Below are 26,228 nucleotides of genomic sequence, written 5' to 3'. Positions count from 1 at the left end.
ATAGATTGCCGGGTTTAGTTTATTCTGCGGACACGTTTACTGATTTACCAGACACACTTCATAGTTGATACCCAGCCGCTCAAGTTCATGCATCCATCGTTTTTGATTGTCCTGCAACTTATCTCCCGGACCTTTGACTTCGCACCAGAGCCAGTTGCCATTTTTAAATGCAACCAGATCGGGCATACCACTTCGAAACACACGAAGATCTTTAAGCATTACGGAGAACAAATCTGCGAGAAGCTCGGGCGACAAAGTTTGTTCCGCTAACGTAATCCAGGACTCATCAACCTGATCCCAGGCAATAAACGGGTTTAGAATGCCTCGTTTTACGTCAATTAATTGCTTAAAAGGTGTGATACCAAAGTCACGAACCTCCTGAAGCCTGTTTTCAATGGCAGCTTTTCGGTTCTGAACGAAACTGGAACGATACAGATCTAGTGGTTGACGTTGGTAGGGATTAATAAAAGCACCCTCTACAGGGGCGAAAATAATGTCCCAAAAGGTAAGACCAAACAGGGTGTTCAGAAAATTATTTTCCAGAAAGTAAGGTATCCAGCCCTGATGTTCAAGGTCTTTACAGACAGCGACTTCTACCCTTGTATTACTCAGATCGAGAACACGCTTTCGTACAGGAGGTTGAAGTTTCTTTGGGGCGGAAGTAGACAATCCAAGTTTACGAGCCAGTTTCGCATGTAAGCGGTTAGCGACCTCTTGTTCATTGATATCCTCTGGATTGTCACGCATAGAAGTCGTGAGAGTCAGGGCGGGTTGGAAACGGTCCATAGAGATTAAAATACGAACCTGTCTCTCCCTTGACGGGGGCAGAGTGGTGGATTCGAATAATGAAAGCGAATGGTCGTACTCTCCTAGTCGCTCAAGATCCCGTGCTATTAGATTCGTCAGCTTTTGTGATTGCCGCTGGGAATAGTCACCGACAGCAACGGGCAGTCGAGCAGCTAAATCAAGTAGTGATGATTTGCAGGACTTATCAGCTTGTTCGTAGGTAGCGTACAAATGATGTATGGCTATGGCGGAGTCTATTTCATCTCTGCTGCTGAAAAGACGGGTACTTTTGGAAATCTCATATTGCTCAAAACGGTGAATTCCCAGGTTTTCCAATACAAATTGGGCAAATTCTTGATAGCGATTGCCAAAAAACAGTAGACAGAAGAGTTCCAATTTACCTTCGTCAACGAGTTTAATCGGGTCAAAAGAAACATTGGTGGGGATTTCGCTATAAGACTGGAGCAGAGCGATCAACTCGGGTTTACGTTTAGTTTTTGGTAAAGCAGGAAAAAGTTGCAATATCTCTGCTTTTGAGAGCAATCGTTGCGCTAATTCTGCACAGGAATTTGGGTATTCAAACTCAATGAACTTAAAATGGGCTAGCTCTGATAAATTGTCAGAGACCGAAACCAATTCTTTGTACTTTAGTTTATCGGTTCTAAACCATTGACCTTTCCGGCTAAGTAGCCTTACCAGAAGACACTGTGCGTCTTCACTGAGTGAATAAAAACGCTTAATCCAGTTTAACTCCTCTTGTATAAACAGGTCTTGATATAGCGCCGCTACATGTTTGAGTAGTCTATGAAAGTTTCCCAAATAGTACTTGGGAGGGAGGTCGATGTCGGGTGTACCTGCCACTTCTGATGTGTCCTGCCTTTGAATTATTACTGATGTGATAGTGTAGTACGCAATGGCATTTGTGACGTCACGTCCTATGTTCTATATCGTAACGCAATTCCTGCTGCTTGTGGAAATCTGAATGGATAGTCCATTTTACGTTGTTCTGATAAGAAAAAGTTCGATGTACGCGGTTTTTTCAGGTTCAGGTAAGACTATTTAACTAAGGTTTGATAACTGTATAGTCGTCGAGAAAGGCAGAGTTGGCGAAGTTTTAAACCATTTCTGATTAGGCTTGTTTGACAATCATACTACTATGATTATATTAAGATATAGAATTATCTCATTGATTTTTAAATAAATTAGAGTGTAAATTTTTGTTTACGCGGTGTTTATATGGAAAAACAGCCAAGAAATTTGCCTTTTTTTAAAATTAATGATTGCAGAATTTGTTTCAAGCAGATAAGTTACAAGGAAAGAGCACGACCCATGTCACAAAATGGATTGGTAGGGCGTGCAAGCGGTAAAGATGTAAAGCATAGGAAGAAGTAAGCAATGTTTCAGACTGACGACGTTAGAATTAATAAAGTAAAAGAGCTATTACCACCAGTTGCTGTGTTAGAGAAGTTTCCGGCAACAGAAGTTGCTTCTTCAACCACTTTTAACGCACGTAAAGCTATTCACAATATCCTTCAGGGAGACGATGACCGCTTGCTAGTGATCGTTGGCCCGTGTTCTATTCATGATACTGAAGCAGCAGTAGAGTACGGTAAGCGCCTGAAAGTCCTGCGCGATGAATTGGGTGACCGCCTTGAGATTGTCATGCGTGTTTATTTCGAAAAACCACGCACCACTGTCGGCTGGAAGGGCCTGATTAATGACCCTTATTTGAACGATACTTTTAAGATTAATGATGGTCTGCGTATGGGACGTAAGCTACTCCTTGATTTGACAGATATGGGCATGCCAACCGCGAGTGAGTTTCTGGATATGATCACGCCACAATACGTTGCAGATCTTATCAGTTGGGGTGCAATTGGTGCACGTACGACAGAATCGCAAGTACACCGTGAGTTGGCTTCGGGTATCTCTTGCCCGGTAGGGTTTAAGAACGGCACTGATGGCAATATCAAAATTGCTTCTGATGCTATCCGCTCTGCGAGTTCATCTCACCACTTCCTATCTGTCACTAAGTACGGTCATTCAGCGATCATTGAAACGGCTGGAAATCCAGATTGTCACATTATCCTGCGTGGCGGTAAGGAACCTAACTACAGTGCAGATCATGTGAAAACGATCAAAGATGAACTGACCGCTTCTGGCTTGCCAGCAAAAGTAATGATCGACTTCAGTCACGCTAACAGCTCGAAACAGTACCAACGTCAGAAAGTCGTGGCTTCAGATGTTGCTGCGCAAATGGCTAAAGGTGAAGAAGCTATCTTCGGTGTAATGATTGAATCGCACTTGGTTGAAGGTCGCCAGGATCTGGTTGATGGCGTCGCGCCAACGTATGGCCAGTCTATTACTGACGCTTGTATCGGATGGGATGATACAGAGCAGGTACTGCGCGAACTCGCCGACGCTGTAGAAGCTCGTCGCAAAGCGTAATCAGACTGTGTAAATAAGAAGAAGCCCTCATGATGAGGGCTTTTTTGTTTGCTTGATTATTTGACGATAAGCGACGATTGATCTTGACTCGCGTGTAATGATGCGGGCTCCAACTTTAACGTTTGAGTCGGGTAGGCGATGTCAGCATCGTTACGCTTGATGATTTCCATTATGTTTAGCAACACATCCTGTTTAACTTCATGGTATCGAGCCCAGTTTACTGTTTTGGTAAACGTGTAAATAAAGAAATTAAGAGATGAAGGGCCAAAGGCGTCAAAGTTGACCATGAGAGTCTGTTTGGCATCTATGTCTTTATGATTCTCAAGCATGGTACGTACTTCGTTGACGATGGATTCAACTTTTTCTCCATCGTCATAACGAAGGCCAATGGTTTCATGTATCCGGCGGTTGAGCATTCTTGATGGGTTTTCGACGACTATGTTACTGAATACAGAATTGGGCACATACAGAGGTCGCTTATCAAAAGTTCGAATGATGGTCATACGCCAGCCAATACGCTCGACGGTACCCTCGATATTTCGATCTGGAGATCGGATCCAGTCACCGACCTTAAAAGGACGGTCGAAGTAAATCATCATGCCGCCAAAGAAGTTAGACAGTAGGTCTTTTGCTGCTAAACCGACAACCAAACCACCGACACCACCAAAGGTGAGTAGACCCGACAAACTCAGGCCCAGTGCCTGCATGCCGGTCAATAAGCCGATAACGATGAAGAAAAGTCGCGCTACTTTAGCAATGGCTTGAACCGTCGTCTCATCACGTTTCTTTTGTGCCAGAATGTATTCTTCAACATTGTGAATAAGGCGCAGAGAAATCCAAATAAAAGTTGAGATAACGAGTATTAAATCGACTTTGCTTAGCCAGCTAGTGTCTGCTTTTGTGTGAGATGTTAAAATCAGACCGATAGAGACCGTAGCTGGCCATAACCAAATCAAAACACTAACAGGTGCTTTGACTGCTTTAAGCAGTAAATCGTCCCAAACCAGACGAGTATGCTTTGTTAGTGCTTCTAATCGTCCATATACAATTTTCCATACAATCCAAACCAGTAAACTCGCCCCGGTAATAAGCAGTACATTGCTTAACCAGTCATACCCGAATGATTGGATATAGGTTTGGAGGGTATCCATTGAGTTGTCCATAAATAAAACCTTAAGTTTTAACCTGTTAAGTTAACCACTGAACCACACATATTATCGTGTTTTTCTGTGGTCGGTATTCTGAAAGTTGGCGAAATCTTACATGGAGTGTTGGTGATTTGTAAGTCAAAGTGTGTTAACGACAGGAAAATTAAGATGTATCTTATAAAAAGAAACGCGATACCCAAAGTAAAGGATATCGCGTGCGTTCAAGTTTTTTATGCCAGTCCTACGCTTGCAGCATGGTTACGCATGACCGAACTTACTTGTCGAACAAAGGTAAGAACTCTTCATAGCCTTGCTGCGCCAGGAGATTTTTCGGAACAAACCGCAGTGCGGCGGAGTTCATACAGTAGCGTAGACCCGTAGGCTTTGGCCCATCTTCAAATACGTGCCCCAAGTGGGAATCGCCATAACGACTTCTCACCTCAGTACGCGGGTATAGTAGTTTGTAGTCTGTTTTTGTGACAATGTAACCCTCATGAATTGGTTTGGTAAAACTGGGCCATCCGGTCCCTGATTTGTACTTGTCTGTGGATGAGAACAAAGGTTCTCCTGTAACGATATCCACATATATCCCTTCATCTTTATTGTCCCAATACTCGTTGTCGAACGGGCGTTCTGTGCCTTCCTCTTGAGTTACATAGAACTGAAGCGGAGTCAGTGAAGCCTTTATCTCCTCTTGGGTTGGTTTAGCGTAGGTTTTGATCTCTTGACGCTTCGAGTTTTTTTGTATCAATTGCTGCAGAGTGACCGGATTTTCTGATCTATCGTCGCCAAAGATCTCATCCAAATACTGGTCTCTTCCAGAGTTATAACGGTAGTACTTATATTTCAGGCTACTTTTTTTGTAATAGTCCTGATGGTATTGCTCTGCAGGCCAGAACTTTTTAAAGGCAATAAGTTCCGTGGCCAAAGGTTTGCCGTAGATACCGAGCGCTTCGATATCTGACATGAATGACTGTGCGACTTTCTTTTGCGCTTCATTGTGATAAAAAATTGCTGGTCTGTAATGCAGACCTCTGTCCACAAAGGATCCTTTCGCGTCGGTCGGGTCAATATGCCTGAAAAATTGGTCTAGAACATCGATATAGCTTACTTTGTCTGCATCGTATCTGACCTGTATAACCTCTATGTGGCCAGTTTTGCCGCTTGATACTTGCTTATAGGTTGGATTCAAGAGCTCTCCTCCGGAATAGCCAGAAACCACGTCGTGCACGCCATTCAACGCTTCGAGGTCGGATTCTGTGCACCAAAAGCAGCCTCCTGCCAAAGTTGCCACCTCAAGGTTACGAGGTTTGGCTGTAGGGGTATCGGCATTACCAACATGACTATATATCAGTAACATTAACGGGATTGCGACAAACGTAGTCAGTAACGATTTAGTTAACTTCTTCATGGTTGCTCCACACGAGTTAAAAGTTCAATCTCTCTAGAGGACAGAGGAACCACCTGAAAAATTTCAAAATTTGTCCTCAACAGGTTACTATCACGCTTTCTCCCAACGTTTGCCTTTAGAGGTTTATATGCAAGCTGAAGTAAAATGGATCGAAGATTTTAAGTTTTTAGGTCAATCTCAATCTGGACACTCTGTCGTAATGGACGGAAATGGCGGTGAAACCGCACCTAGTCCAATGGAAATGGTTCTTATGGCTGCGGGGGGATGCAGTTCTGTCGATGTGGTCGATGGATTAAAAAGCGCAGAGCAAAATGTCACTTCGTGCAATGCAAAACTGACGACTGAACGCCGTGAAACTGCACCGAAAGTTTTTACTAAAGTGAACATTCATTTCGAAGTGAGTGGTACGAATTTAGACGAAACCATTGTTGAACAAGTCACTCGAGACTCTCTTGAAAAGTACTGCTCAGTATGCCTGATGCTTGGTGCTGGTATCGAGATGAGCCACTCCTGGGAAATTGTTTAGGGGTTTAATGCTTTGAAGCACAGGGAGTTCGATGAAATCATTGTAGTGCTTGGCAAGCGGCTAAATAGTGGCCGCTTAACCGCAGAGGGCATCTCACGCGTAGCGTCGCTGGCTCGTTTTGTTACTGATACCGATTGTTCTCGAAAAGTCATTGCTTTTTGTGGTGGCTTAACTAACGGTCAGACGGTTTCTGAAGCCAAAGCGATGTACGATGTGTTTACATCTCAAATGACGTCTCATCAGATCGAGTCTATCGGAGCAATAATACTTGAAGAGCGTTCGACCAATACCATTGAGAACGTAAGCTTTTTAGCAAAGGAGATGATCGAAAGTGGCCTTGCTCTAATAGGGGATTCTATCAACGTCCGATTCTTGTCGAATGATTATCATCTCGACCGAATGTTTACGATCCAAAAATTGATGCCTAATCAGGGATTACTCAAGCATTTGCAGTTGCAATGTGCAGAGCACGGTCTACAGCTAAACATGGATTATCAGCTAGCTGCTCACTTGCCCGTTCCATATCCCCATCAAAGTATTAGAGGCCAGTTGTTTTTACTGCTCGATGAATTAACGACGTATCGGGTATTTTTGGAAGGTGTTTGTTCTCAGGTTTTTCAAGGGCCAATTTCAGACATCAGAAAACGACCATTAGAACTGGCACAAAACACGCTCACTCGCATGGAAACACTTGTCAGGTCACAAGCGCAGCCAGATGTGTTTCTCATTGACCAATTACCCATTCTCCAAGGGGTGATTCGCAGAACGTCTCAGACAGAGCAGCTTTCCTTGCTCACGCTGGAGTTAAGTCTGTTGGATACAATACTTAACTATTTAAACCGTTATCTGGACCCAGAGCGTGATGACACCGTTAAGTGGTGGCGATGACGGCTGGTGATTTGATGCCATTATTCAGGGGGCCCATTAACAAAATAGCTCGTTGAGAGGCTGTTCAGTACTTCGATCCCAGTCCAATTTTCTCGATTAAGTCTCTGATTAATTAGACGCGTCTATTTCCTGTTCTACACTGATAGTAACTAAACTTTAGTTGGACAAAGGAATGGGCAAACTAAGTTTTTGGAATGACTTGTCGGTAAAATATAAGATGCTGGTGCTAGTATTGGTACCTATCGTACTCATCATCTATCTTGCTACACGGCAAATATCCAATTTGAACCAACAATTGGCTAATCTTGAAAAAGTCGAAGGTTTGGTGCGCTTCACCGAAGTCTTGTCTAATACTCAACAATCAGCGAACGATGCCAGACTTTCCGGTGAACCGACCGATATAAGCACAGAAGTTGAGATGCTGAGAGCCTATGCTGCTCTTATTTTCAGTAGCGATGACAGCAGTTCCATCTCTAATTTGCTCGATGACTATCGAGAATCGATACTGGCAATTAGCGATACTAGTACTTCTGATGAAATCAGGGAGCAGGTTGAATGGCAGGTAGAAGCGTTTAGCCAACTCTTGTTTCTTATTGAAAAGGCGCCCTTCAGTACGGTACTACCCAAAGTCGATGGACATATGCTTGCTCTGATGCAGCTCGAATGGCTGATGTTTTGGGCGGACGAAGAAATTTGGCAGGTCAGATTACTGCTGCAAGGGTTATCCGAAGAAGCACTATCGGCGCAAATGGGTAGAGAGGCCATAATTGGTCTGGCGCAAAACCAGCAATTGTTTGTGGAGCGATTCATCGCCATCAATGCGGATGCTCAACAAGTCAGTTTGCTGTTAAACGCATTTTCAGAGCCAGCTTTTGAGCAAAGCACTCTTTTCCGTACTCAGTTACTAGAACCAAAAGGCTTAAATACTATCTCTCCATCTGAGATACGAGTCGGCCTCGATGGATTATCGGTGAGGCTCAACTTAATTCAGGGTGTTTCACAGGCCATTGAAGGACAACTCAGGAGTGAAATCATAGATTATGTTCATGAGTTTGAGCAACAACGTACGCTTTTTCTGACCATAGTCACCACGCTTACAATGTTAGTGTTAGCCGTTGGTGCAAGTTTAGCTCATCGGGTTACTCGAAATTTAGGGTTAGTGCTGGACTTTCTGGAAAGAGAAGACAGCAATCACCAAATTCAATTGAGCAGCAGAGTAAAAGGTAACGATGAACTGAGTCGCTTTGCTCAGGAAGTAGAGCGACTTACCCGAGAAAGGCAAGAGAGTCAAAAACGATTACTAGAGGCAAAAAACGATGCTGAAAGAGCAAAGGAAAACGCCATCCAGGCCAGTAAAGCGAAAAGTAGCTTTCTTGCTAATATGTCGCATGAAATACGGACGCCGCTAAATGGTGTTATCGGAATCTCAGAGGTCCTTTCAGATACAGCATTAACGGCGACACAAAAAGACTACGTTGATACCATCGAAACGTCTTCTCAATTATTACTAAGTTTGATTAACGATATTCTGGATTTTTCAAAGATTGAATCTGGAATGTTGCAGATCAACCCACACTCTACCTCTATCCGGGAAACGATGTATGACATTGCGGCGATCATTGCTCCTAAAGTCAAAGAGAAAGGGGTTGAGTTAAATGTCGACATTGACGAGAGCGTACCATACAGAGTACAGGTCGATGACCACCGCCTCCGTCAGATTCTTATGAATTTCATGTCGAATGCCGTTAAGTTCACTGACAAAGGGTGCGTAACGATTGGAGTCCATTATTTGGGACAGATAGATTCGTTGGTATCACTTCAGTTCGAAGTACAGGACTCAGGGATAGGCATTGATAAAGACCGCCAAGCTACGATTTTTGAGGCGTTTGCTCAGGAGGATGATTCAACAACACGTCAGTTTGGCGGTACTGGCCTCGGGCTCGCTATCAGTACACAACTCATCGAGTTAATGGGAGGAGAGATACAACTCGATTCTGTCAAAGGTCTGGGAAGCCGTTTCTATTTCAATTTGGCCCTTGAGGTCGATGAAAAGCACTATCAACAACGTGGCAAACTTCACCATAATGAGATAGTGATGGTGTGTAGCAGCAAGGTGTATGAAGAGCGTATTAAACGAGATCTTACTTTTTATGGGTTGTCTGTAACTAAGGTTGTTCCCTGTTTGCAAGATGCTGTTTCTGAGTACGGAAACAAACGGGTGTTGATTGTGGTAGAGAATGGTGGTCGTGACGAGGGCAGTGAAATGTTGTCTTATTCTCAACTTGATGTAAGCGAAAATGCAATCTGCCTGATTCGACAGTTTGATAGTCCAAACAAAGATTTTGGTAATAACATTAGTGCACTATTGACTTATCCTCTATTGGGTAATCGTCTATTAAAAGCCCTTGAAGCCTGTTCAAAATCATTGGAAGTTGGAGCTTTGAGTATAAGCAGAGGCGTCGATGCTTCTAGCCAAAAGCTTAAAGTATTGTTGGTGGAGGACAATCCGGTTAACCAGAAAGTTGCGAGTTTGCATCTTAAAAAAATCGGATGCGAATTTGATATAGCTCAGAACGGTAGAGAAGCATTGGCGTGGTTTTGTTCCGGTAATCAATACAGCTTTGTCTTGATGGATTGTATGATGCCTGTCATGGACGGATTTGAGGCCTCGAAGGCAATACGTACTTATGAGTCTGAAATGAATCAACCCAGAACGCCTATTATCGCACTCACCGCCAGTGTCGTAGATGATGATATACAAAAGTGCTTTGATTCCGGTATGGATGATTATGTACCAAAACCCTTTAGAGCTGAGGTTTTAAAAGACAAGATTTCAGCCGCCGTCGAAATGAAAGACGCTTTCTTGCAACCTTCTAAAGTCGCGACAACGCGAGCATCGGTGACAGTTGAAGACGAAATAAAAAGACCTGTAGGGCACCATCGTAAGAGAGATAAGACCCCTGATTCATACATTGGTAGGGTGCTGTTGGTGGAAGATAATTTGGTCAATCAAAAGGTGGCTTCGCTTCATCTAGAGAAAGCGGGATTTGAATTTGTTATTGCTGGTGATGGTAAGGAAGCAGTTGATATATATGAACGTGACCCAGGCTTCGATGTTGTTCTTATGGATTGTATGATGCCCATCATGGATGGCTTTCATGCCACTAAAGCAATCCGTGCTTTTGAACATGCCCAAGGTCTGAAACCTACACCGATAATCGCCCTAACAGCAAGTGTGGTCGATGATGATATTCAAAAATGTTTCGAAGCCGGGATGGACGCTTATGTCCCTAAGCCGGTGAGGCGTGAAAAACTTTTGCATGAGATGAAAAATTATCTGTCATAAATAAAGGCACCTCACGTCTAACGGTTATCAATACAACCCTTGATGAAGTATTGTGGCTGCAGATATGAGTGACGTCTGAGAGGGTGATAACATTGGTTATATTCCATAATATTAGTGGCTAATTTTTTGTTAGGGCTAGCATTATGTTACTGATTGTTTTGTCGTTAGTATTGGTATTAATTGCTCTGTTACCGGTTTGGCGAAACAGAGAAAAGCTTCAGTTGAACGATGTTCACCGAGCGATGGCTCCTGGTCGATTTGTCGATCTTTCTTTGGGAAAAGTACACTACCAGTTACAGGGTAACTCTGATGCGCCCTTAGTTGTGTTGGTGCACGGCTTCTCCGCACCTTCATACATGTGGGACAACACCGTTCCAGCACTTCATCGAGCAGGGTATTGCACCTTAACGTTTGATCTGTACGGCAGAGGGTTTTCAGACAGACCCGACACTAAATATGACAAGCGCTTGTTTGTATCTCAAATAGAGGATTTAGTGGCATGCGTAGCAAAGGGACGTTCATTTCATATCGTCGGTCTGTCGATGGGGGGAGCGATAACTTCTGCGTATGTAGCACAGTACCCAGAAAAGATTCTAAGTGTCAGTTACGTAGCGCCATTTAATCAACCCGTTGATATCGGTCCACTGACCATGCCAATCCTTGGCAGGTGGTTAGGTTACAGTTTCTTCATTCCGTCGCTCCCGCAGAACCAGAGTAATGATTTAGTACATCCTGAACGCTTTCCTCAATGGCAGAGTCAGTTTGAACAACAGATGCAATACACTGGATTTCGACGCGCTATTATCAATACGGGGTGTAACCTGATTTCCAAGGATCCAAGTGAGGATTTTAGGTCAGTAGGCCAGACAAAGTTAAGAAAACTCGTACTTTGGGGTAAGAATGACAAGGTTATTCCCATCGAAGATGCCCAAAGAGTCGTTGAAATGTTAGGAAAGAATACAGAGCTGAAAGTTTTCGAAAATGCGGGTCATGCTATGCAATATGAAGCTTTCGAGCGCATAAATGCTGCCTTGGTTTCTCATCTGTCAGCGTAAAAAATTAAGGCAGGGCTCAAAGCCCTGCTAGTTTATTCTCAGTCCTTGTTCATTAAATAAGTGACAATCCTCAGAGCGACAACTCAGGTTCACAGTCATATAGCGCTCTACATGCTGATCTCCGGGTAAATGGACTTTAAAACCATCAACGCCCAGTGCCTGGCCAAACATATAAGTACTGTTTCCCAGTCGCTCTACGACTTCACTCTGAAAGGTCACGGCCACTTTCTCCTGGTCGCCAACCACGAGATGCTCTGGGCGAATTCCAAGTTTAATCTGTTGCCCGACTTTTAGCGGAGTGGTCTGGTTAGGTAGCATGATTGAGGATTGATCACCTGAGACCAGCGTTAATATGTCGCCTTCAAACGATTCAACATGACAAGGAATGAAGTTCATCTTTGGTGAACCTATAAACCCTGCAACAAACTCATTGTCTGGTTTGTGGTACAACTCTAAAGGAGAACCCACTTGCTCCACCTTGCCATCTCTTAAAACGACAATCTTATCTGCCAGCGTCATCGCCTCAACTTGATCATGAGTTACATATACCATTGTATTTTGTAAATCCTGATGCAGTTTAGCGATTTGCAGTCGCATATCTACACGAAGCTCAGCATCCAAATTAGATAGGGGTTCGTCAAACAAAAATACCTTGGGATTTCTTACGATTGCTCGTCCAATGGCAACCCTTTGTCTTTGGCCACCGGACAGTTCTTTTGGTTTTCGCTGAAGCAGGTGATCGAGTTGAAGCGTTTTAGCGGCGTTATTTACTTGCTTGTCGATAAAAGCGCTGTCGTGGCCCGTCATTTTTAGACCAAAGCCCATGTTTTCTTCCACCGTCATGTGAGGGTAGAGTGCATAGGACTGAAAAACCATTGCGACCCCGCGTTCTGCAGGATCTACGTCATTGACAAGTTGGTTGTCAATGGTGATTTCACCCTCTGTAATTTCTTCGAGTCCTGCGATAAGTCTTAGTAATGTTGATTTTCCACACCCAGACGGGCCAACAAATACCACGAACTCACCATGGGTGATAGAGAGATTAACGTTATGAATTGTTTGTACATCACCAAAGCGTTTAATGACTTCCGTTAGTTCAATATTCGCCATGTTGCACTCCTGGGAAATTTTCCTTCACTGTTCAAAGTATCGCCTTTTTGTATGAATTGTCATCGACTACAGTTAAATGGGTGATCAGTATCAAGCTAACTAGAGTATTTATTTGAAAAAGTGTGGAAAGGTTTACAGTTATTTAACTTCATTGTGCAAAAAGTCAACAGTGAGCTAAAAATATAGATAAATCAAAAGTGAGTAATTGCTAAATAAGAGTAAATCCATGAACGACACATCGTGGGCTAATCGTTGGGGTCAAGCAAGGAGTCGTCACTATGGCAGATTCTGTGAAAACGTTATCTAAGAGTGAGCACAGAACAAATTATGGTAAGAAAGGCCATTCAAGGTCAAAAATGGCTCCTTGGGTGTTTTTAGCGCCAGCCATCGCTATTTTTGTTGTCTATGTTATCTATCCCATCATTGACAGTATTTGGCTGTCCTTTTTCGAGTGGGATGGACTGGGAGAGAAAACCTGGGTAGGCCTTGAGAATTACCGTGAACTTTTCGATTCTGATGCGTTTTATACCTCGCTGAAAAATAACTTTCTCTGGCTGATCTTTTATATGCTTGCTCCGCCAATAGGTCTTGCCATAGCGCTTTTTTTAAATCAACAAGTGTTCGGCATACGCGCCGTTAAATCCCTGTTCTTCTTTCCTTTTGTCATTTCTCAGGTAGTGGTAGGGCTGGTATTTGCCTGGTTTTATGATCCTTCCTTTGGGCTGTTCAATTTGGTGATGGGTGCACTGGGATTTGACCCGGTTGCCATTCTGTCTAATGAAAAATACGTTACCTACGGAATCATTGCCGCAGGGTTATGGCCGCAAATATCCTACTGCATGATCCTATACCTTACGGGTTTGAATAATCTGGATCCGGAGCAACTGGAAGCGGCACGCCTTGATGGAGCAAAGAAAATGAAAATGCTTTGGTATGTCGTTCTTCCCCAACTTCGACCCGCAACTTTTATCGCGATAGTTGTGACTGTCATTGGTGCACTTCGGTCATTTGATTTGGTTGCAACGATGACGGCTGGTGGCCCGTGGGGAAGTTCGATGGTTTTAGCGTATCAGATGTATGAAGAGTCTATTTTCAACTACCGGATGGGTTATGGTGCGGCTGTCTCTGTCATGCTATTTCTTATAATGGATGTATACATAGCATACTTCCTGTGGCGAATGTTGAGGAGTGAAAAGTAATGTATCCGCAACCTATTCAAAAGGCAGGACGATTTGCCAATATCAGTTATCGTGTGGCATTACCGATTTCCATCGTACTTTGGTTGTTACCGTTGATTGCTGTCATGATGACATCCATTCGGTCAATAGAAGACATTAACAAAGGCAATTATTGGGGATGGCCCGATGGTGTCTATTTGGTTGAAAACTATACACAGGTTTTTGCTTCGACGGCCATGGGGCAGTATCTGGTTAACAGTCTTCTTATCACGCTACCCGCAGTTGCAGGGGCGGTTGCTTTATCAACATTAGCGGGCTTTGCTTTGGCTAAGTATAAATTTAAAGCAAATATTTGGTTGTTTGCCATGTTTATCGGTGGCAACTTCGTTCCCTTTCAAGTGCTTATGATACCAGTACGTGATCTGACTATAACATTTGGTCTCTACGACACTCACTGGGCGCTTATCATTTTTCACATCGCATTCCAAACCGGCTTTTGTACTTTGTTTATGCGAAATTTTATCGTTGGCATTCCCGATGCGCTCATCGAGGCTGCGAGGGTTGAGGGAGTAAGTGAGTGGAAAATCTTCCGTCATATTGTTTTGCCATTAGTCAGGCCTGCACTCGCCGCGCTCGCCGTACTCGTTTTTACATTCATCTGGAATGACTTCTTTTGGGCGTTAGTGTTAGTGCAAAGTGATGAGGTGAGACCAGTTACCGCAGGATTAAGTTCGTTGCAAGGGCAATGGCTGGCGTCCTGGCAATATATGTCTGCTGGTGCTGTTGTTGCAGCTATCCCGCCGGTCATCTTGTTTTTTACCATGCAGAAACACTTTATTGCCGGCCTTACCCTAGGTGCGACAAAAGGGTAATGAATAATGTATTTGGAGCTTTGTAGGGTGTGTTAAAGCACGGTACAAGCTCTTTTTGTAGTCAGTAAAAACATAACCATAACGATAAGTAGGACAAGGTGTTAAACCTAACAATAAGGACCTTACTATGAACACTGTGAAACATATCGCGACTTCAGCGATACTGGCGGCTTCATTATCGCTCCCATCCGTCGCCGGAACTCTGGTCATTAACTCGGACGCATCCGATCCCGCTCCAAAAGAAGCCTGGGCAGAGATTGTCAGCCGATTTGAGAAAGAGAACCCGGATATTGAGGTTAAATACAATCTTTACGATCATGAGTCTTATAAGACGACCATTCGTAACTGGCTGGTAACATCACCACCAGATGTTGTGTTCTGGTATGCTGGGAACCGCATGAAAACATTCGTCGATCGGGGACTGTTTGAAGACGTCAGTGATTTATGGCAGCAAAACGATATGAATCAAGATTTCTCTGCAGCAGCACCTGCTATGACAGTAAATGGCAAGCAATACGGTGTCCCTTACACTTATTATCAGTGGGGTGTTTATTATCGTAAGGATCTCTTTGATAAATTTGGAATCGCAGAACCAACCACCTGGGATGAGTTAAAGGCCGCTGCAGCCACATTGAAACAAAACAATGTGACACCATTTACCATTGGTACTAAGTATCTTTGGACTGCTGCAGGCTGGTTTGACTATTTGAACCTTAGAACCAACGGATTAGATTTCCATATTGAGCTTATGGACGGCAAAGTGCCGTACACGGATCAACGAGTAAAAAATACGTTTGCGAAATGGGCTGAGCTTGTAGAGCCTGGCTACTTCCTTGAAAATCATGCTTCGTATTCTTGGCAAGAGGCTCAACCCTTCTTGTACAATGGTCAAGCCGCGATGTATTTGATGGGTAACTTCATCACACCGAACTTCCCAGCAGAATTAGACGGCAAGATGGGCTTTTTCCAATTTCCTGCAATTAATGAAGGGGTAGGTATGGCGGAAGATGCACCAATGGATACCCTCCATATTCCATCAAAGGCAACAAATAAAGATGATGCGAGAAAATTCCTTGAATTTGTTGCCCGAGCTGAAAATCAACAGCTAATCAACGAAATGCTGTTACAGATCCCGACCAATAACAAAGCAAAAGCTAAATCAGACCCGTTCTTAGATAAAGGTGTGGCTATGTTGGCCAGTGCTTCAGGTACCGCCCAGTTTTATGATCGTGATACCGACCCAGCTATGGCAAAAGAGGGAATGAAAGGGTTTCAGGAGTTTATGGTCCACCCAGACCGTCTTGACAAGATACTGGAAAAGTTAGAGAAAGTGAGAAAACGCACGTTTAAAGAATAGCGCTTTGCCACAAAAAAGCCCCTGAATTCCTTCAGGGGCTTATACGATTTAATGGTTTTACTGGTGATTAGGTACGTTCGGCCAGGTAAGCTTGATAATCTGGAATTTCAATCTCCACTTCTTGCGAAAGCAGATTAGACTCAAACAAAAAGTTGGCGGTGGCGCGGTTTGTGGCCACTGGAATGTTCCAAACACTAGCAATACGCAGCAATGCTTTTACATCTGGATCATGGGGCACAGCGTTTAGTGGGTCCCAAAAGAAGATAAGCATGTCGAGTTTCCCTTCCGAAATCAGGGCGCCTATTTGCTGGTCACCACCCATAGGGCCACTGATCATGCTTTTGATAGCCAGTCCGGTTTCTTTGCTAAGCATATTCCCTGTAGTGCCCGTAGCATAAAGAAAGTGACCTTGTAACTTTTCCTTGTTTTCTTGTACCCAACGCAACAACTCAGGCTTGTAGTGATCGTGCGCAACTAAAGCAATGTGTTTATGAGCCGGCATGGTACGAATGGTTTTCTGCATGTATTTCTATTCCTAATGTCTATCTTCTAATTCCAACTGCCACATAGTGATATAGCAAATGGAATTATAAGTCAGTGCCATTGGTTCGATGTTAATGTTTGAAATCTTGTTGCGCAAATATGTTCATTGATAACTGTGATAATCAATTTCCTTCAACTGAAAAAATCGGCCGGAAACCAGTTGGCGAGAGAGACGCCTTGACTGCCGATTCAGGTATATGTTGTGGGGTTAGCTCGTCAATGGTGGGGGCAAGATCTTCGCTATAGGGCAAATTACGTAAATACCGAGTCGCCTGTAAAACTGAAAGTTGTCCTTGCTCGACCATTTTGTCCGTTGGGGCAAATTTTACTTTGTCACGGAGTAACCCACGATAGACACCGTGACTGAGATAGACAGATAGTAAGTCGATTTCTTGTGCCTTGCCACTGCCTCTAAGTTCACTTATCGCAGCTTCAATCGCAACTGCACTGCCAACGATGTATTCTAAGTCAGTGTGATTCTCAATCACGGCCTGTATAAGGTTACGCTGTAACTCCTTGTCATTATCTGCCCACAGCGTTTCTACTATATTGATGTCACTGTTTTTAATTGCTTCTACAAAACCGAGAATGACCGGTTTGGTCCCTCCGCTAGACTGCGGTCCGGGCAAAAAAGCAACGGATACAGCGCCAGTGCCTTTTGGGTGCTTCTTGGCGAGATAATGGCCAACTTTGTAGCCCATCCAGTACCAGTCAACGCCAACTACACCTTTTACTTGAATTGACTGAAGTGGATCCACCACAAGATGATTTACGGTGGCGAAAACGGGCGTATCTTTTGTGTACTGCGTTAAGTCATGGGTAAATGCCGTTGGTGATACAGTGCCCAGAATGATGGCATCTGCGCCCCATTCTCGACAGGCAATCAGCTGTGATCGTTGTTTTTCAAGATTTGGATAACCACCGGACTCTAATACCTTTAAATTGACACCTTGATTTTCTGCTTCTGTGACCATGCCATAATTAACGGAAAGCCAGTAAGAATCCTTGAGGTGGGGATAAATGGCACAGAGCTTTTCAGTGGGCCGCTCTTGAACGGTTGACGCAACGGAGGCGCTGCTTAAGGTGAATAAAGCAGATACAAATATTGAACTGAGTATGGTTTTTTTAAGCATAGCCTTATCGTTTAGTAGCATCTATAACGTCAACACTGCAAAATATAGCGTACTATCAAAGAGTAAAGAAGTGGATTCTGTTGGAGTGCTGAATGATACTCTCTAAAGCCAGTATTGGGCGTAAATTGCTATTTTCCTTTCTGGTCATGGCGTTGTTGGTTTTGTTATCAACGGTTATTGGAGTTTCTGGGTTTTCGTTTGTCGCCAAAACTGAGCGAAATGTGGTGGACAGCGCAATTCCGTCAATGATCGAAGCGAGAGAGGTTTCAGAACTGAGTGCGCGTATCATTGCGTCGGTTCAAACCCTTTCAAACGCCAAAACCAAGCAACAACATCAAGAAGCGGGCAAGACCTTATTTGCTCGTTTGGAATCGTTACTGAGTCATATAAAAACGCTTGGTTCAGATTCATTTGATTCTCAATTACTGAGTGAACTGGAAGCTGATGTGCAGTCGATCATCGACAGTCTTGTTGAATTGGGCGTTTCTGTTGAGCAATCCATTACTTTAGAACAGTCGATCACACAAGTGGCTGAGCAACTTCGTATTAAAGCTGACGAACTCGAACAGCTAACGCGGACTCAGGTGCTAAACACCAGTACAATAGCTGTCGCCAACGTAACCCATATTTACGGCCTGCTAGCACAGGACAACAAATCCGCTGCACTTGATGCGCTTGATACTCTAGTCGAAGTTGATCTTGATTTATCTGAGCGACTTCACGAACTCCACTTACTCGCATTCCGAACTCTTAATCAAATTGAAGAGTCCAGAACAGTCTCTGACTTAGGACGTATCGAACAATTACAAAAAGATTACCAACAGAACATCAGCATAATGACGCGAAGAGTTCGAGGTGTCGAGGACCCTGCACGCTCAGAGCAAATGAGCGCACTACTGAACCAGTTAAATGAAGGAAAAAAGATTTTTGCACTATTAAAGCAAAAACATAATGAAAGGCAGCGTTCCCAATCTTTGATGCAAGAAACATTAGAATTGTTTTCATCATTAAACTCTACTGTGTCAAAGCTTGTAGATCAGTCGAATGCTGCTACAACCAAAGCTGTAGCAGATCTTTCTTCTACCCTTAATTATGCCCAATGGACGTTGACACTTCTCTCTATCGCGGGATTTGTTGTTGCCGTCATTATTGTCTGGCGCGTGGTGTACGTTTCGGTAGTTAAGCGCTTGGCTGAGTATTCGTCAGCTCTACTTTCTATTGCTAAAGGGCAGCTTAAGGTGGATGTCACAGTAAAAGGGCACGATGAACTGGCGCACATGGGGCAAGCAATCATTACTGCTCGCAACACCGCTCAGGCTTTAAAAGTTGTTGCAGAGGCTGAAGCTAATGCCAGACGCGAGTTACAAGAGCATAAAGAACATCTCGAAGAGATTGTGGCAGACCGTACATTACAGCTACAAAAGAGCAATGAGAGACTGAATCAGGAGGTGCTCAATCATGCTAAGGCGAGAAACGCTGCGGAGCAGGCAAATCGCGCCAAATCCGCTTTCTTGGCTACCATGAGTCATGAGATACGTACGCCAATGAATGGAGTGTTGGGTACAGCAGCACTGATGGAAGAAACGGTTCTCAATAGCAAGCAGAAGCGGTACTTAGAGGTAATAAACCGAAGCGGTCAAAATTTGCTCGCAATACTCAATGATGTTCTTGATTATTCAAAGATTGAAGCGGGTCGTCTGGAAATCAGAAACAAACCGTTTGATCTCTATCGAATGATACAGGACTGCTATCAACTAATGCATGGCAAAGCGTTGGAGAAGCAAATTGATTTCAAGTTTCATATTGAAAGTGATGTTTCCGGTGTTTATTGCGGTGATGTGACCCGTTTAAGTCAGGTGCTCAATAACTTAGTGGGTAACGCAATCAAGTTTACAACCTCAGGAGAAGTCGACATATATGTGTGCTTAGACCCGGATGATGAAACATGTATTATGATTGAAGTCTCTGATACGGGAATAGGTATTAGTCCCGAGGATCAACTCACGTTGTTTGACGCTTTCACACAAGCAGAGAGTGGTCATTCCGCTACTGGCGGTACAGGTTTAGGTTTAGCGATCAGTCAGAAATTAGTCAGGGCGATGAATGGTGAGATATACGTAGATTCCTATTTGGGAGAAGGGAGTCGCTTTTGGTTTGTTATACCGTTGGAGCAATGTGAATTAGAGGCTCAGGAAATCATTGAGCCGTTAGGCACAAATCTAGCGGTGAATGGCAGAGTACTGCTTGTAGAAGACAACGCAGTCAACTTGATGGTGGCGGAAGGTTTTCTGGTCAATATGGGTCATCATGTAATGTGCGCTGAAACTGGTGCCGACGCTAAGGCAGTATTCAGTAACAACCAATTTGACATCGTTCTGGTAGACATTAATTTGCCCGACTGTAATGGTGTGGAGCTTATGCATCAATTGAGAGCGATCGAGTCGTCTAATCATCACACCAAAACGGTTCCCATGATTGCAGTCTCGGCTCATGTGTTTAATGAAGAAGTAGAGAGCTACCTCGAAGCTGGCTTCGATGGTTATTTGCCTAAGCCTATTGATCGCGAGGCGTTGAGGGAAACAATTCAGTCACAATTAAAGGGTGTTGAGATCCCAGAGCATGTTACTGACAATTCACTCCAACCATATGAAGAACAAGAAGCTTTTGAAGCTAATATCATTGACGAAAGTGTGTTAGAGGCGGATATCCAGGTACTTGGTTTAAAGAGAGTAAAGTCGATCGTCAACGCATTTGAGGTTTCCAGCGCTGAGGTGCTTAAAGAGCTCGAACAGGCAGCGCAGATGGACAGTAGTAGCGATATAAAATCGCTGGCTCACAAACTAAAAGGTTCAGCTGGGGCGTTAGGTCTTCGTCAGTTATATGAGATTTGCTTAAACATCGAAATATCTAACGACCATATCGGCAGTTATCTGTCCATGTTAGAGCCGTTAGTCGTCGCCCGTACGGCTTCGATTGAAGAATTGCAACAAATACTGGATAGATACACAGTGTGATGTATTTTCGTGACTTCCCGTGTTTTATGACCTAAAATCGACATGTAAACGCGTCGTTTTAATGTCGGAGTGGTTATGTTGACGTTACAAAGAGAAGGCATTGAAGACCCCAAACTGTGGGCCAATACATTTTACACGACGGTAGATCATATCGCTTTGTTCGTCGATCTGCCGGCGCAATCCCTGAAGAGAATCGACCGATTAAAACAGGCACGTATTCAGACACGGCTATTGGAAGTGCATGCCATTTTGCGTCGCGTACAACCTTGGTTTTCAAATGAGCAGGCTGCGTGGTCCTGGTTTATTGGTGAACCTATTACTTCGTTTGGCCGCCTGACACCCTCGGAGATCATTAAACAATATAAATCAGATGGTGTGGAAGCGATCAACGACTATATTACGGCGAAGGAAATGGGAGCATTTGAGTGAAGCAAGTGCTCGACCATCCCTCTTTTCACCATCTACTTTCCCAGCCTCTCATCTCATTTACAGGCGTCTGTTTTCGAATGCATAACCCGGTATGGGCTTGGTCTCCTTTGAGTATGGAAGGAGCGAGGCGGGTAGGAGGCAGATTTAATCCCAAAGGATGTGATGCACTGTATTTGAGCCTGAAACCAGAAACTAGTATTGCTGAGGTCGCTGGGGGGGCATCCTCTAAACTATTAGACCCGATGCTGCTCTGCTCATATCAAGCAGACTTAGATGGCATACTCGATCTCAGGCTTTGTTATCAGCAATTCCAGACGCCGTGGCGTATCGAATTACTAAACAAGAAAATTCCGCCTGGTTGGCAACTGTATCGTTTGATAGAAAAACGTAAAGATATCAAGGGGATTTTGGTTCCCAGTTACCAAATGACGGGCGAGTATAATTTAATTCTTTTTCACTGGCACAAATCACAACTTAAATTGCATGATCCTGATGGCAGGTTGCGTTCTGTTTATGGTGATCGATTGAGTGTTTAAAATGCTGTGAAATGAAAAAGGGCTCAATTGAGCCCTTTCTTTGGGTAGTTTATCACGAGTCAAGTTACCACTCGTCTTCGTAATAGGTGCGGTGTTCAAGCGCGTATGGGTCTTCTTCCAGTCCCTTATTGGAGAGTCCTCTCAAGCGTTCCAGTTGATGTTCCAACATGTTTACGGTTTCGTAGTCCCCTTCTGAACAGGCAACGTAAATTTGTTGCTCGATGGCTTCGATGCTATCTTTGATGCTCATCTTGCACCTCCTAAGGGCTCTTAAGAGCACTCATCTGTTCTCAAATCGATTATAGTCCAAAAGACCAAATTCGATAGGTTGAGTTCGCTTGTAGAACTCGTGTACTTGGTCGCTAAATGACCAGAACTCTTTAGAGGTTCTTCTAACTGCATAATTGTCGAGTAGTTTTATGTAGTCGTCTTCAGTTTTTAGGTTTTCCAAAGAAACAACGAAATTTTTGATATCTGACTCTTTAAGTTTTAGATACGCAGCAGGGTAACTACCAATCACCCCACGCACCAACGTCAGGTCATCATTTTTGAAGTCACGGTTTTTCTCTTCGGCGAACAGACTTGAGATGTTTTTGTGGGCGTTGTTATGAAGTAACGTAAACAACTGGTTGGAATCGTTATCTGTCTCTATCATTAACATGACTATCTGGGGAATGGGCGCTAAACCTTCTCCTTTGATTAAGTCTATTGTACGAAGCAGCGCTTCATTTTCTTCAGAGAGTCCGGTATTGACTATTTTATAGCGATCATAAAGTACTGGCTCAAGTAGATGTTTCAACTTGTCGAACAACTCTTCTTTGTAGTCCTCTGTCAAATAAAGTACCTGCGTTGGCTGGCTAAACGGACTAATATTGCGCTGAAGAAAGGCACTAAATTGAGGGCTTTGTTCTTGATACCAACTACTAAACTCCTGGTGTCGTACCGTGTTTGGAAGCAGAGCCAGGAAGTTACTCTCACCTTCCATTCGTAAAAAATCCATAAACATACGAGTGATCAGTTGATGACCGAAGTTTCCGTAAACATCAAAGCCAGCGACCAGTAGATAATGGATTCGTTCTAGCAACGCGTAATCTAAAATCCAGGCTGTTTTCGGTGGTGTACCGACAAGGCCCTGAACCACGGAGGCACTATCAAAATGACGGAAAATGGTCAGCGCGGCATTTGGGTTTTCGCCGTTTCCAGTCCAAAGTACATCTGTCGTCAGGTGTTTACCACCGGCGAACCATTTGTTCATGAACTCGGATTTAGCGGCAAGATAACGAGTTTGTTGATTAGAATATTTGACCCAGTTTGCAATAGGGAGCGTATTGCTTTCTAGTTCACTCGGCAGTTTGAGGTTGTCAGCTTGTTCTTGATAAAACTGATTGACTTCAGGTAACTCAGATCTTTCTGGATCTAAAAAGAAGATCCAGAAACGATCGTTGATAACATTAAGCGCCAATTGACCACGACATACCGGCCCTTTAATGTAAGCCATTATTGTATTTTGTGCATTGTCTAACAAGAAGTTAAATCGAGCTTTAACTGGGAGGTCTTTAAAAGCCGTCATTGGATTTGCTGCAACATGAATGTTGTAACTCGGTAGTGTCTCAACGGTATAATCGGGTTCAATAAACCACTGGTACCATTGTGCCAACTTTTGATCGTTCAGGGCAAACGGCATGTGAGTTTTGTCGACAATAGTACTTTGTACTGGAATCAGACGATAGTAAACACGGTCAACACCGGGGGCGTCGTACGGACGTCGAGTGACGATTCTGCGAATAGGCTCCCCAGGTGGGGTTGTTGAGCGAATAATAGTGAAAAAGCGACGTTGAGATTCAATTTCAGAGAAATACAGGTTGGCTAAATACAGGTGCTCATAGATATAACGCGCTGTAAGCTGATTTTTTCGCGCACTATGGTTGAATAATACCTCGTACTTATCCACCATTTGCTGCTCTTCAACCGTCAATGGAACGGGAGCATTCATTTTTGCACCATTGCCTAACCAGGCGATAAGTGTATCGTACTCAGACTCGTCTAAATTTGGCATACCAAAAGGCATTCCCCAGTACGGATAGTCTGCTTCATAGGCATCGTATTCTTCGATTGTCGGGCACACTTGCTCTCTGGCGATTGAAAAGTCAAACCCTTCCAATTGGTTAGTTTCTGGAAGAGGGTGTCGTACTTTTTGAGTGATCATTCTAGACACCAGTCCAGCATCAAGGTTGGCCGCCAGAGATTGCTCACGTTCGTTTAATACAGGCGTGAAGCCTAGTTGGCGCCATTGTTGTGTTGTTTGTGCATCTTCAAACAAACGAGTAGGTTGCGCTGCGGTAAGTCTGGTACCTTCATAGACAAGGGCTTTAGTTGCTCCTCTGTCTATACCGTCAACAGATGAAAGTTTGAGTTGGCAGGGGGCGTCATAACACGCATGGCACACCACACAGCGGTTATCTATGATGGGCTTAACGTCGTTTAAAAAGAAGTCGGCTTCTGGTGTAGATAATGCGACGTTACGTTCCCTGACCTCGGGCTGTCCGAAAAGCTGGTCATAATTTAATCCTGCGTAAGTTGCACATCCTGAAAACAGCAGAATCAGCAAGTAGAGGGATGTTGTCTTTAATTTCATAGTGAGTTCTCTATGCCAAGCCTAGGCGTATCAAATCTGAGTGAGCATAGTGCTAATTTTTATAGATAAATCAATATATTTCCAACGATAGTTCAGAAAATGCAAAAAAAAGCCTGACTTTTCAGTCAGGCTTTCTTATGAATAAATCGAAGTTTAAAGGTTATGCCGCTTTTAATTGAACCGCTTTTTCTTCGGTAATAGGCTTGGTTATCAGTGACAATACGACGCACACACCCATCATGACTGCAGAGATCGTATAGGCAAGATTGTAACCACCACCTTGAGTCATTGAGTAACCGACGATCGCAGCACCAATAGCGCCACCAATACCCCAAGATGTGTATAGTACACCATAGTTTGTTCCGTAGTTCTTAAGACCATAGTACTCAGCAGTCAAAGATGGGAAAACAGCCAAAAGTGTTCCGTAGCCTACAGCCGCGATAGCAGTACCGATGATCAGCGTAAATTCACTGGTAAAGGTAGAGAACATAACCATGTTGATGCCCTGTAGAATAAACGCCAGCATCAGAGTACGGATACCGCCAATCTTGTCAGACAAGATACCAGCAGCAATTCGACCACCAGAGTTGAAGATTGCTAGTAGTGACGCCAGGTAGACTGCATTTGGTAAGTCAGCTTGCACGCTGGCAATATTGGTAATGTTACCAATGATCATCAGACCTGCGGCAGCTGCAAACGCGTACATGATCCACAATGAATAGAATTGCGGCGTCTTTAACATCGCTTTCCAAGTGATATCCGTTGCCGTTTTTACTTGTACTGGTGCTTGACCTGCTTTTACTTTTGGTTCTTGCGGTTTGTAACCCTGTGGTGGATTGTTAATTGTCGCGGCTAGGGGAACAGCGATAATAAGAACACCAATACCAAGAATCATAAATGCAGAGCTGATACCCATTTGACCAATCAAGGTCGACGTCAGCGGAGCCAGATAGACGGCGGCTAAGCCAAAGCCTGCGGCAATCAAACCATTAACCATGCCTTTTTTGGACGGATGGAACCATTTCATCGCAGAAGGGGATAGACACGCATAACCAAAACCAATACCGGCACCCGTAACAACACCAAACGTAATGTTCAGCATTAGTACCGATTGGGCAAAGCTTGAGGCAATCATGCCAAGTCCCGTCAAGGTTGCACCTAGAATAAGGATGTTACGTGGACCCATTCGGTCTTGAAGTACGCCTGCTACCAGAAGACAGATAGAGAAGGTGATAGTCGCAATCGCATAAGGAGAAGATGCGTCAGCAGCGCTCCAGCCCCAATCACTAACTAGGGCTTTGTTGAATACACTCCAAGCATACAGGATGCCAAGACAAAGGTTGATACAGAATCCGGCGATTAGGATTCGCATTGCTTTATCAATCTTGCTCATTATGGTTCTCTGATATTACGAACTTTGTTCGAGGGTTAAAAATTCAAATTTAGTTTGCGTTTATCAACAGATGTCGCAAATGAGCGCGGATTATAACCAATAAAACTGTGATTGGAATCGATTTTTTTGAATTAATCCAAATAAATTGGCTCGTGTAAATATTTAGTTAACAATGAATTAATAATTTGTGCATTTTATTACTTGGCATTCTTAGATCACAAAATAGAACAAAGAATAAAAAAATAAATATGTAACATCATTGTTAACTATATTTCGTTTCTGGTTGGTAAAATACGTAACATACTGTTACTAAAAGTGGAATGAGATTGTTACTGTTGCATAAATGTAACGAAACTGGCGAGGCGAAATATCGTACTATTAGTGCGCAAAAAACGTGCTTGTAATTGGTTTTTTTTAACT

Annotated in this window: 20 protein-coding genes; 11 read left to right on the top strand and 9 right to left on the bottom strand. The window is 43.6% G+C overall.

The genetic code is table 11. The features are described from left to right. Positions 1-36 precede the first annotated feature (36 nt). Entirely contained in the window at positions 37-1,647 is a 1,611-nt protein-coding gene (locus C4S60_RS00155) for a VRR-NUC domain-containing protein (RefSeq protein WP_103878300.1), read from the bottom strand. 534 nt (positions 1,648-2,181) lie between these two features. On the opposite strand from C4S60_RS00155, the gene aroG reads away from it, so the two are divergent. Beyond that, entirely contained in the window at positions 2,182-3,234 is a 1,053-nt protein-coding gene (gene aroG / locus C4S60_RS00150) for a 3-deoxy-7-phosphoheptulonate synthase AroG (protein ID WP_103878299.1), read from the top strand. A 56-nt stretch (positions 3,235-3,290) separates the two neighbouring features. Here the strand turns inward: aroG and C4S60_RS00145 are convergent, their stop codons facing one another. Beyond that, a complete protein-coding gene (locus C4S60_RS00145; RefSeq protein ID WP_103878298.1) occupies positions 3,291-4,397 on the bottom strand; it encodes a mechanosensitive ion channel family protein in 1,107 nt (368 codons plus the stop codon). Between the two features lie 259 nt (positions 4,398-4,656). Continuing rightward, positions 4,657-5,793 (bottom strand): peptide-methionine (R)-S-oxide reductase MsrB, encoded by a 1,137-nt coding sequence (gene msrB, locus C4S60_RS00140; protein WP_103878297.1) that lies wholly within the window; start codon positions 5,791-5,793, stop codon positions 4,657-4,659. Positions 5,794-5,920: 127 nt separating this feature from the next. Between msrB and C4S60_RS00135 the strand changes: the two genes are divergently transcribed. The 4 genes from C4S60_RS00135 to C4S60_RS00120 all read left to right on the top strand — a co-directional run bounded on the left by C4S60_RS00135 (position 5,921) and on the right by C4S60_RS00120 (position 11,608). Next, positions 5,921-6,319, top strand: coding sequence for an OsmC family protein (locus C4S60_RS00135; RefSeq protein WP_103878296.1), 399 nt, complete (start codon positions 5,921-5,923; stop codon positions 6,317-6,319). Positions 6,320-6,331: 12 nt separating this feature from the next. Then, positions 6,332-7,207: a YdcF family protein gene (locus C4S60_RS00130; protein WP_103878295.1), complete on the top strand. Its 876-nt coding sequence runs from the start codon at positions 6,332-6,334 to the stop codon at positions 7,205-7,207. Between the two features lie 172 nt (positions 7,208-7,379). Beyond that, the gene (locus tag C4S60_RS00125) at positions 7,380-10,553 is read left to right on the top strand and encodes a response regulator (protein ID WP_244182980.1); all 3,174 of its coding nucleotides are present in this window, start codon (positions 7,380-7,382) and stop codon (positions 10,551-10,553) included. Positions 10,554-10,696: 143 nt separating this feature from the next. After that, positions 10,697-11,608: an alpha/beta fold hydrolase gene (locus C4S60_RS00120; protein ID WP_103878294.1), complete on the top strand. Its 912-nt coding sequence runs from the start codon at positions 10,697-10,699 to the stop codon at positions 11,606-11,608. 27 nt (positions 11,609-11,635) lie between these two features. On the opposite strand, the gene C4S60_RS00115 is transcribed toward C4S60_RS00120, so the two are convergent. After that, positions 11,636-12,718, bottom strand: coding sequence for an ABC transporter ATP-binding protein (locus C4S60_RS00115; RefSeq protein WP_103878293.1), 1,083 nt, complete (start codon positions 12,716-12,718; stop codon positions 11,636-11,638). Positions 12,719-12,996: 278 nt separating this feature from the next. Between C4S60_RS00115 and C4S60_RS00110 the strand changes: the two genes are divergently transcribed. From C4S60_RS00110 to C4S60_RS00100, 3 genes are all read left to right on the top strand, one after another. After that, positions 12,997-13,917, top strand: a complete 921-nt coding sequence (locus C4S60_RS00110; RefSeq protein ID WP_425275098.1) for a carbohydrate ABC transporter permease — start codon at positions 12,997-12,999, stop codon at positions 13,915-13,917. After that, positions 13,917-14,768: a carbohydrate ABC transporter permease gene (locus C4S60_RS00105; RefSeq protein WP_103878292.1), complete on the top strand. Its 852-nt coding sequence runs from the start codon at positions 13,917-13,919 to the stop codon at positions 14,766-14,768. Before C4S60_RS00110 ends, C4S60_RS00105 begins: the two co-directional genes overlap by 1 nt. Positions 14,769-14,895: 127 nt before the next feature. Next, the gene (locus C4S60_RS00100) at positions 14,896-16,125 is read left to right on the top strand and encodes an ABC transporter substrate-binding protein (protein WP_103878291.1); all 1,230 of its coding nucleotides are present in this window, start codon (positions 14,896-14,898) and stop codon (positions 16,123-16,125) included. Between the two features lie 67 nt (positions 16,126-16,192). On the opposite strand, the gene C4S60_RS00095 is transcribed toward C4S60_RS00100, so the two are convergent. Both C4S60_RS00095 and torT read right to left on the bottom strand, forming a co-directional pair. Next, entirely contained in the window at positions 16,193-16,648 is a 456-nt protein-coding gene (locus C4S60_RS00095; RefSeq protein ID WP_103878290.1) for a methylglyoxal synthase, read from the bottom strand. 142 nt (positions 16,649-16,790) lie between these two features. Further along, on the bottom strand, positions 16,791-17,801 hold the full coding sequence (torT, locus tag C4S60_RS00090) for a TMAO reductase system periplasmic protein TorT (RefSeq protein WP_103878289.1): 1,011 nt from the start codon (positions 17,799-17,801) through the stop codon (positions 16,791-16,793). Positions 17,802-17,893: 92 nt separating this feature from the next. Between torT and torS the strand changes: the two genes are divergently transcribed. The 3 genes from torS to C4S60_RS00075 all read left to right on the top strand — a co-directional run bounded on the left by torS (position 17,894) and on the right by C4S60_RS00075 (position 21,780). After that, positions 17,894-20,815 (top strand): TMAO reductase system sensor histidine kinase/response regulator TorS, encoded by a 2,922-nt coding sequence (gene torS, locus C4S60_RS00085; protein ID WP_103878288.1) that lies wholly within the window; start codon positions 17,894-17,896, stop codon positions 20,813-20,815. A 75-nt stretch (positions 20,816-20,890) separates the two neighbouring features. Further along, on the top strand, positions 20,891-21,244 hold the full coding sequence (locus tag C4S60_RS00080) for a hypothetical protein (protein ID WP_103878287.1): 354 nt from the start codon (positions 20,891-20,893) through the stop codon (positions 21,242-21,244). After that, positions 21,241-21,780: an RES family NAD+ phosphorylase gene (locus tag C4S60_RS00075; RefSeq protein WP_103878286.1), complete on the top strand. Its 540-nt coding sequence runs from the start codon at positions 21,241-21,243 to the stop codon at positions 21,778-21,780. The genes C4S60_RS00080 and C4S60_RS00075 overlap by 4 nt, the downstream gene beginning before the upstream one ends. 64 nt (positions 21,781-21,844) lie before the next feature. Here the strand turns inward: C4S60_RS00075 and C4S60_RS00070 are convergent, their stop codons facing one another. The 3 genes from C4S60_RS00070 to C4S60_RS00060 all read right to left on the bottom strand — a co-directional run bounded on the left by C4S60_RS00070 (position 21,845) and on the right by C4S60_RS00060 (position 25,808). After that, positions 21,845-22,030: a hypothetical protein gene (locus C4S60_RS00070; protein WP_103878285.1), complete on the bottom strand. Its 186-nt coding sequence runs from the start codon at positions 22,028-22,030 to the stop codon at positions 21,845-21,847. A 30-nt stretch (positions 22,031-22,060) separates the two neighbouring features. Continuing rightward, a complete protein-coding gene (locus C4S60_RS00065; RefSeq protein ID WP_103878284.1) occupies positions 22,061-24,415 on the bottom strand; it encodes a fatty acid cis/trans isomerase in 2,355 nt (784 codons plus the stop codon). 160 nt (positions 24,416-24,575) lie between these two features. Then, the gene (locus C4S60_RS00060; protein ID WP_103878283.1) at positions 24,576-25,808 is read right to left on the bottom strand and encodes an L-lactate MFS transporter; all 1,233 of its coding nucleotides are present in this window, start codon (positions 25,806-25,808) and stop codon (positions 24,576-24,578) included. Positions 25,809-26,228: the final 420 nt, after the last annotated feature.

The organism is Vibrio hangzhouensis (genome assembly GCF_900107935.1).
Classification (GTDB): Bacteria; Pseudomonadota; Gammaproteobacteria; order Enterobacterales; family Vibrionaceae; genus Vibrio; species Vibrio hangzhouensis.
Note: the sequence above shows the minus strand (reverse complement) of the source record. Positions and strands in the feature narration are given on the sequence as shown.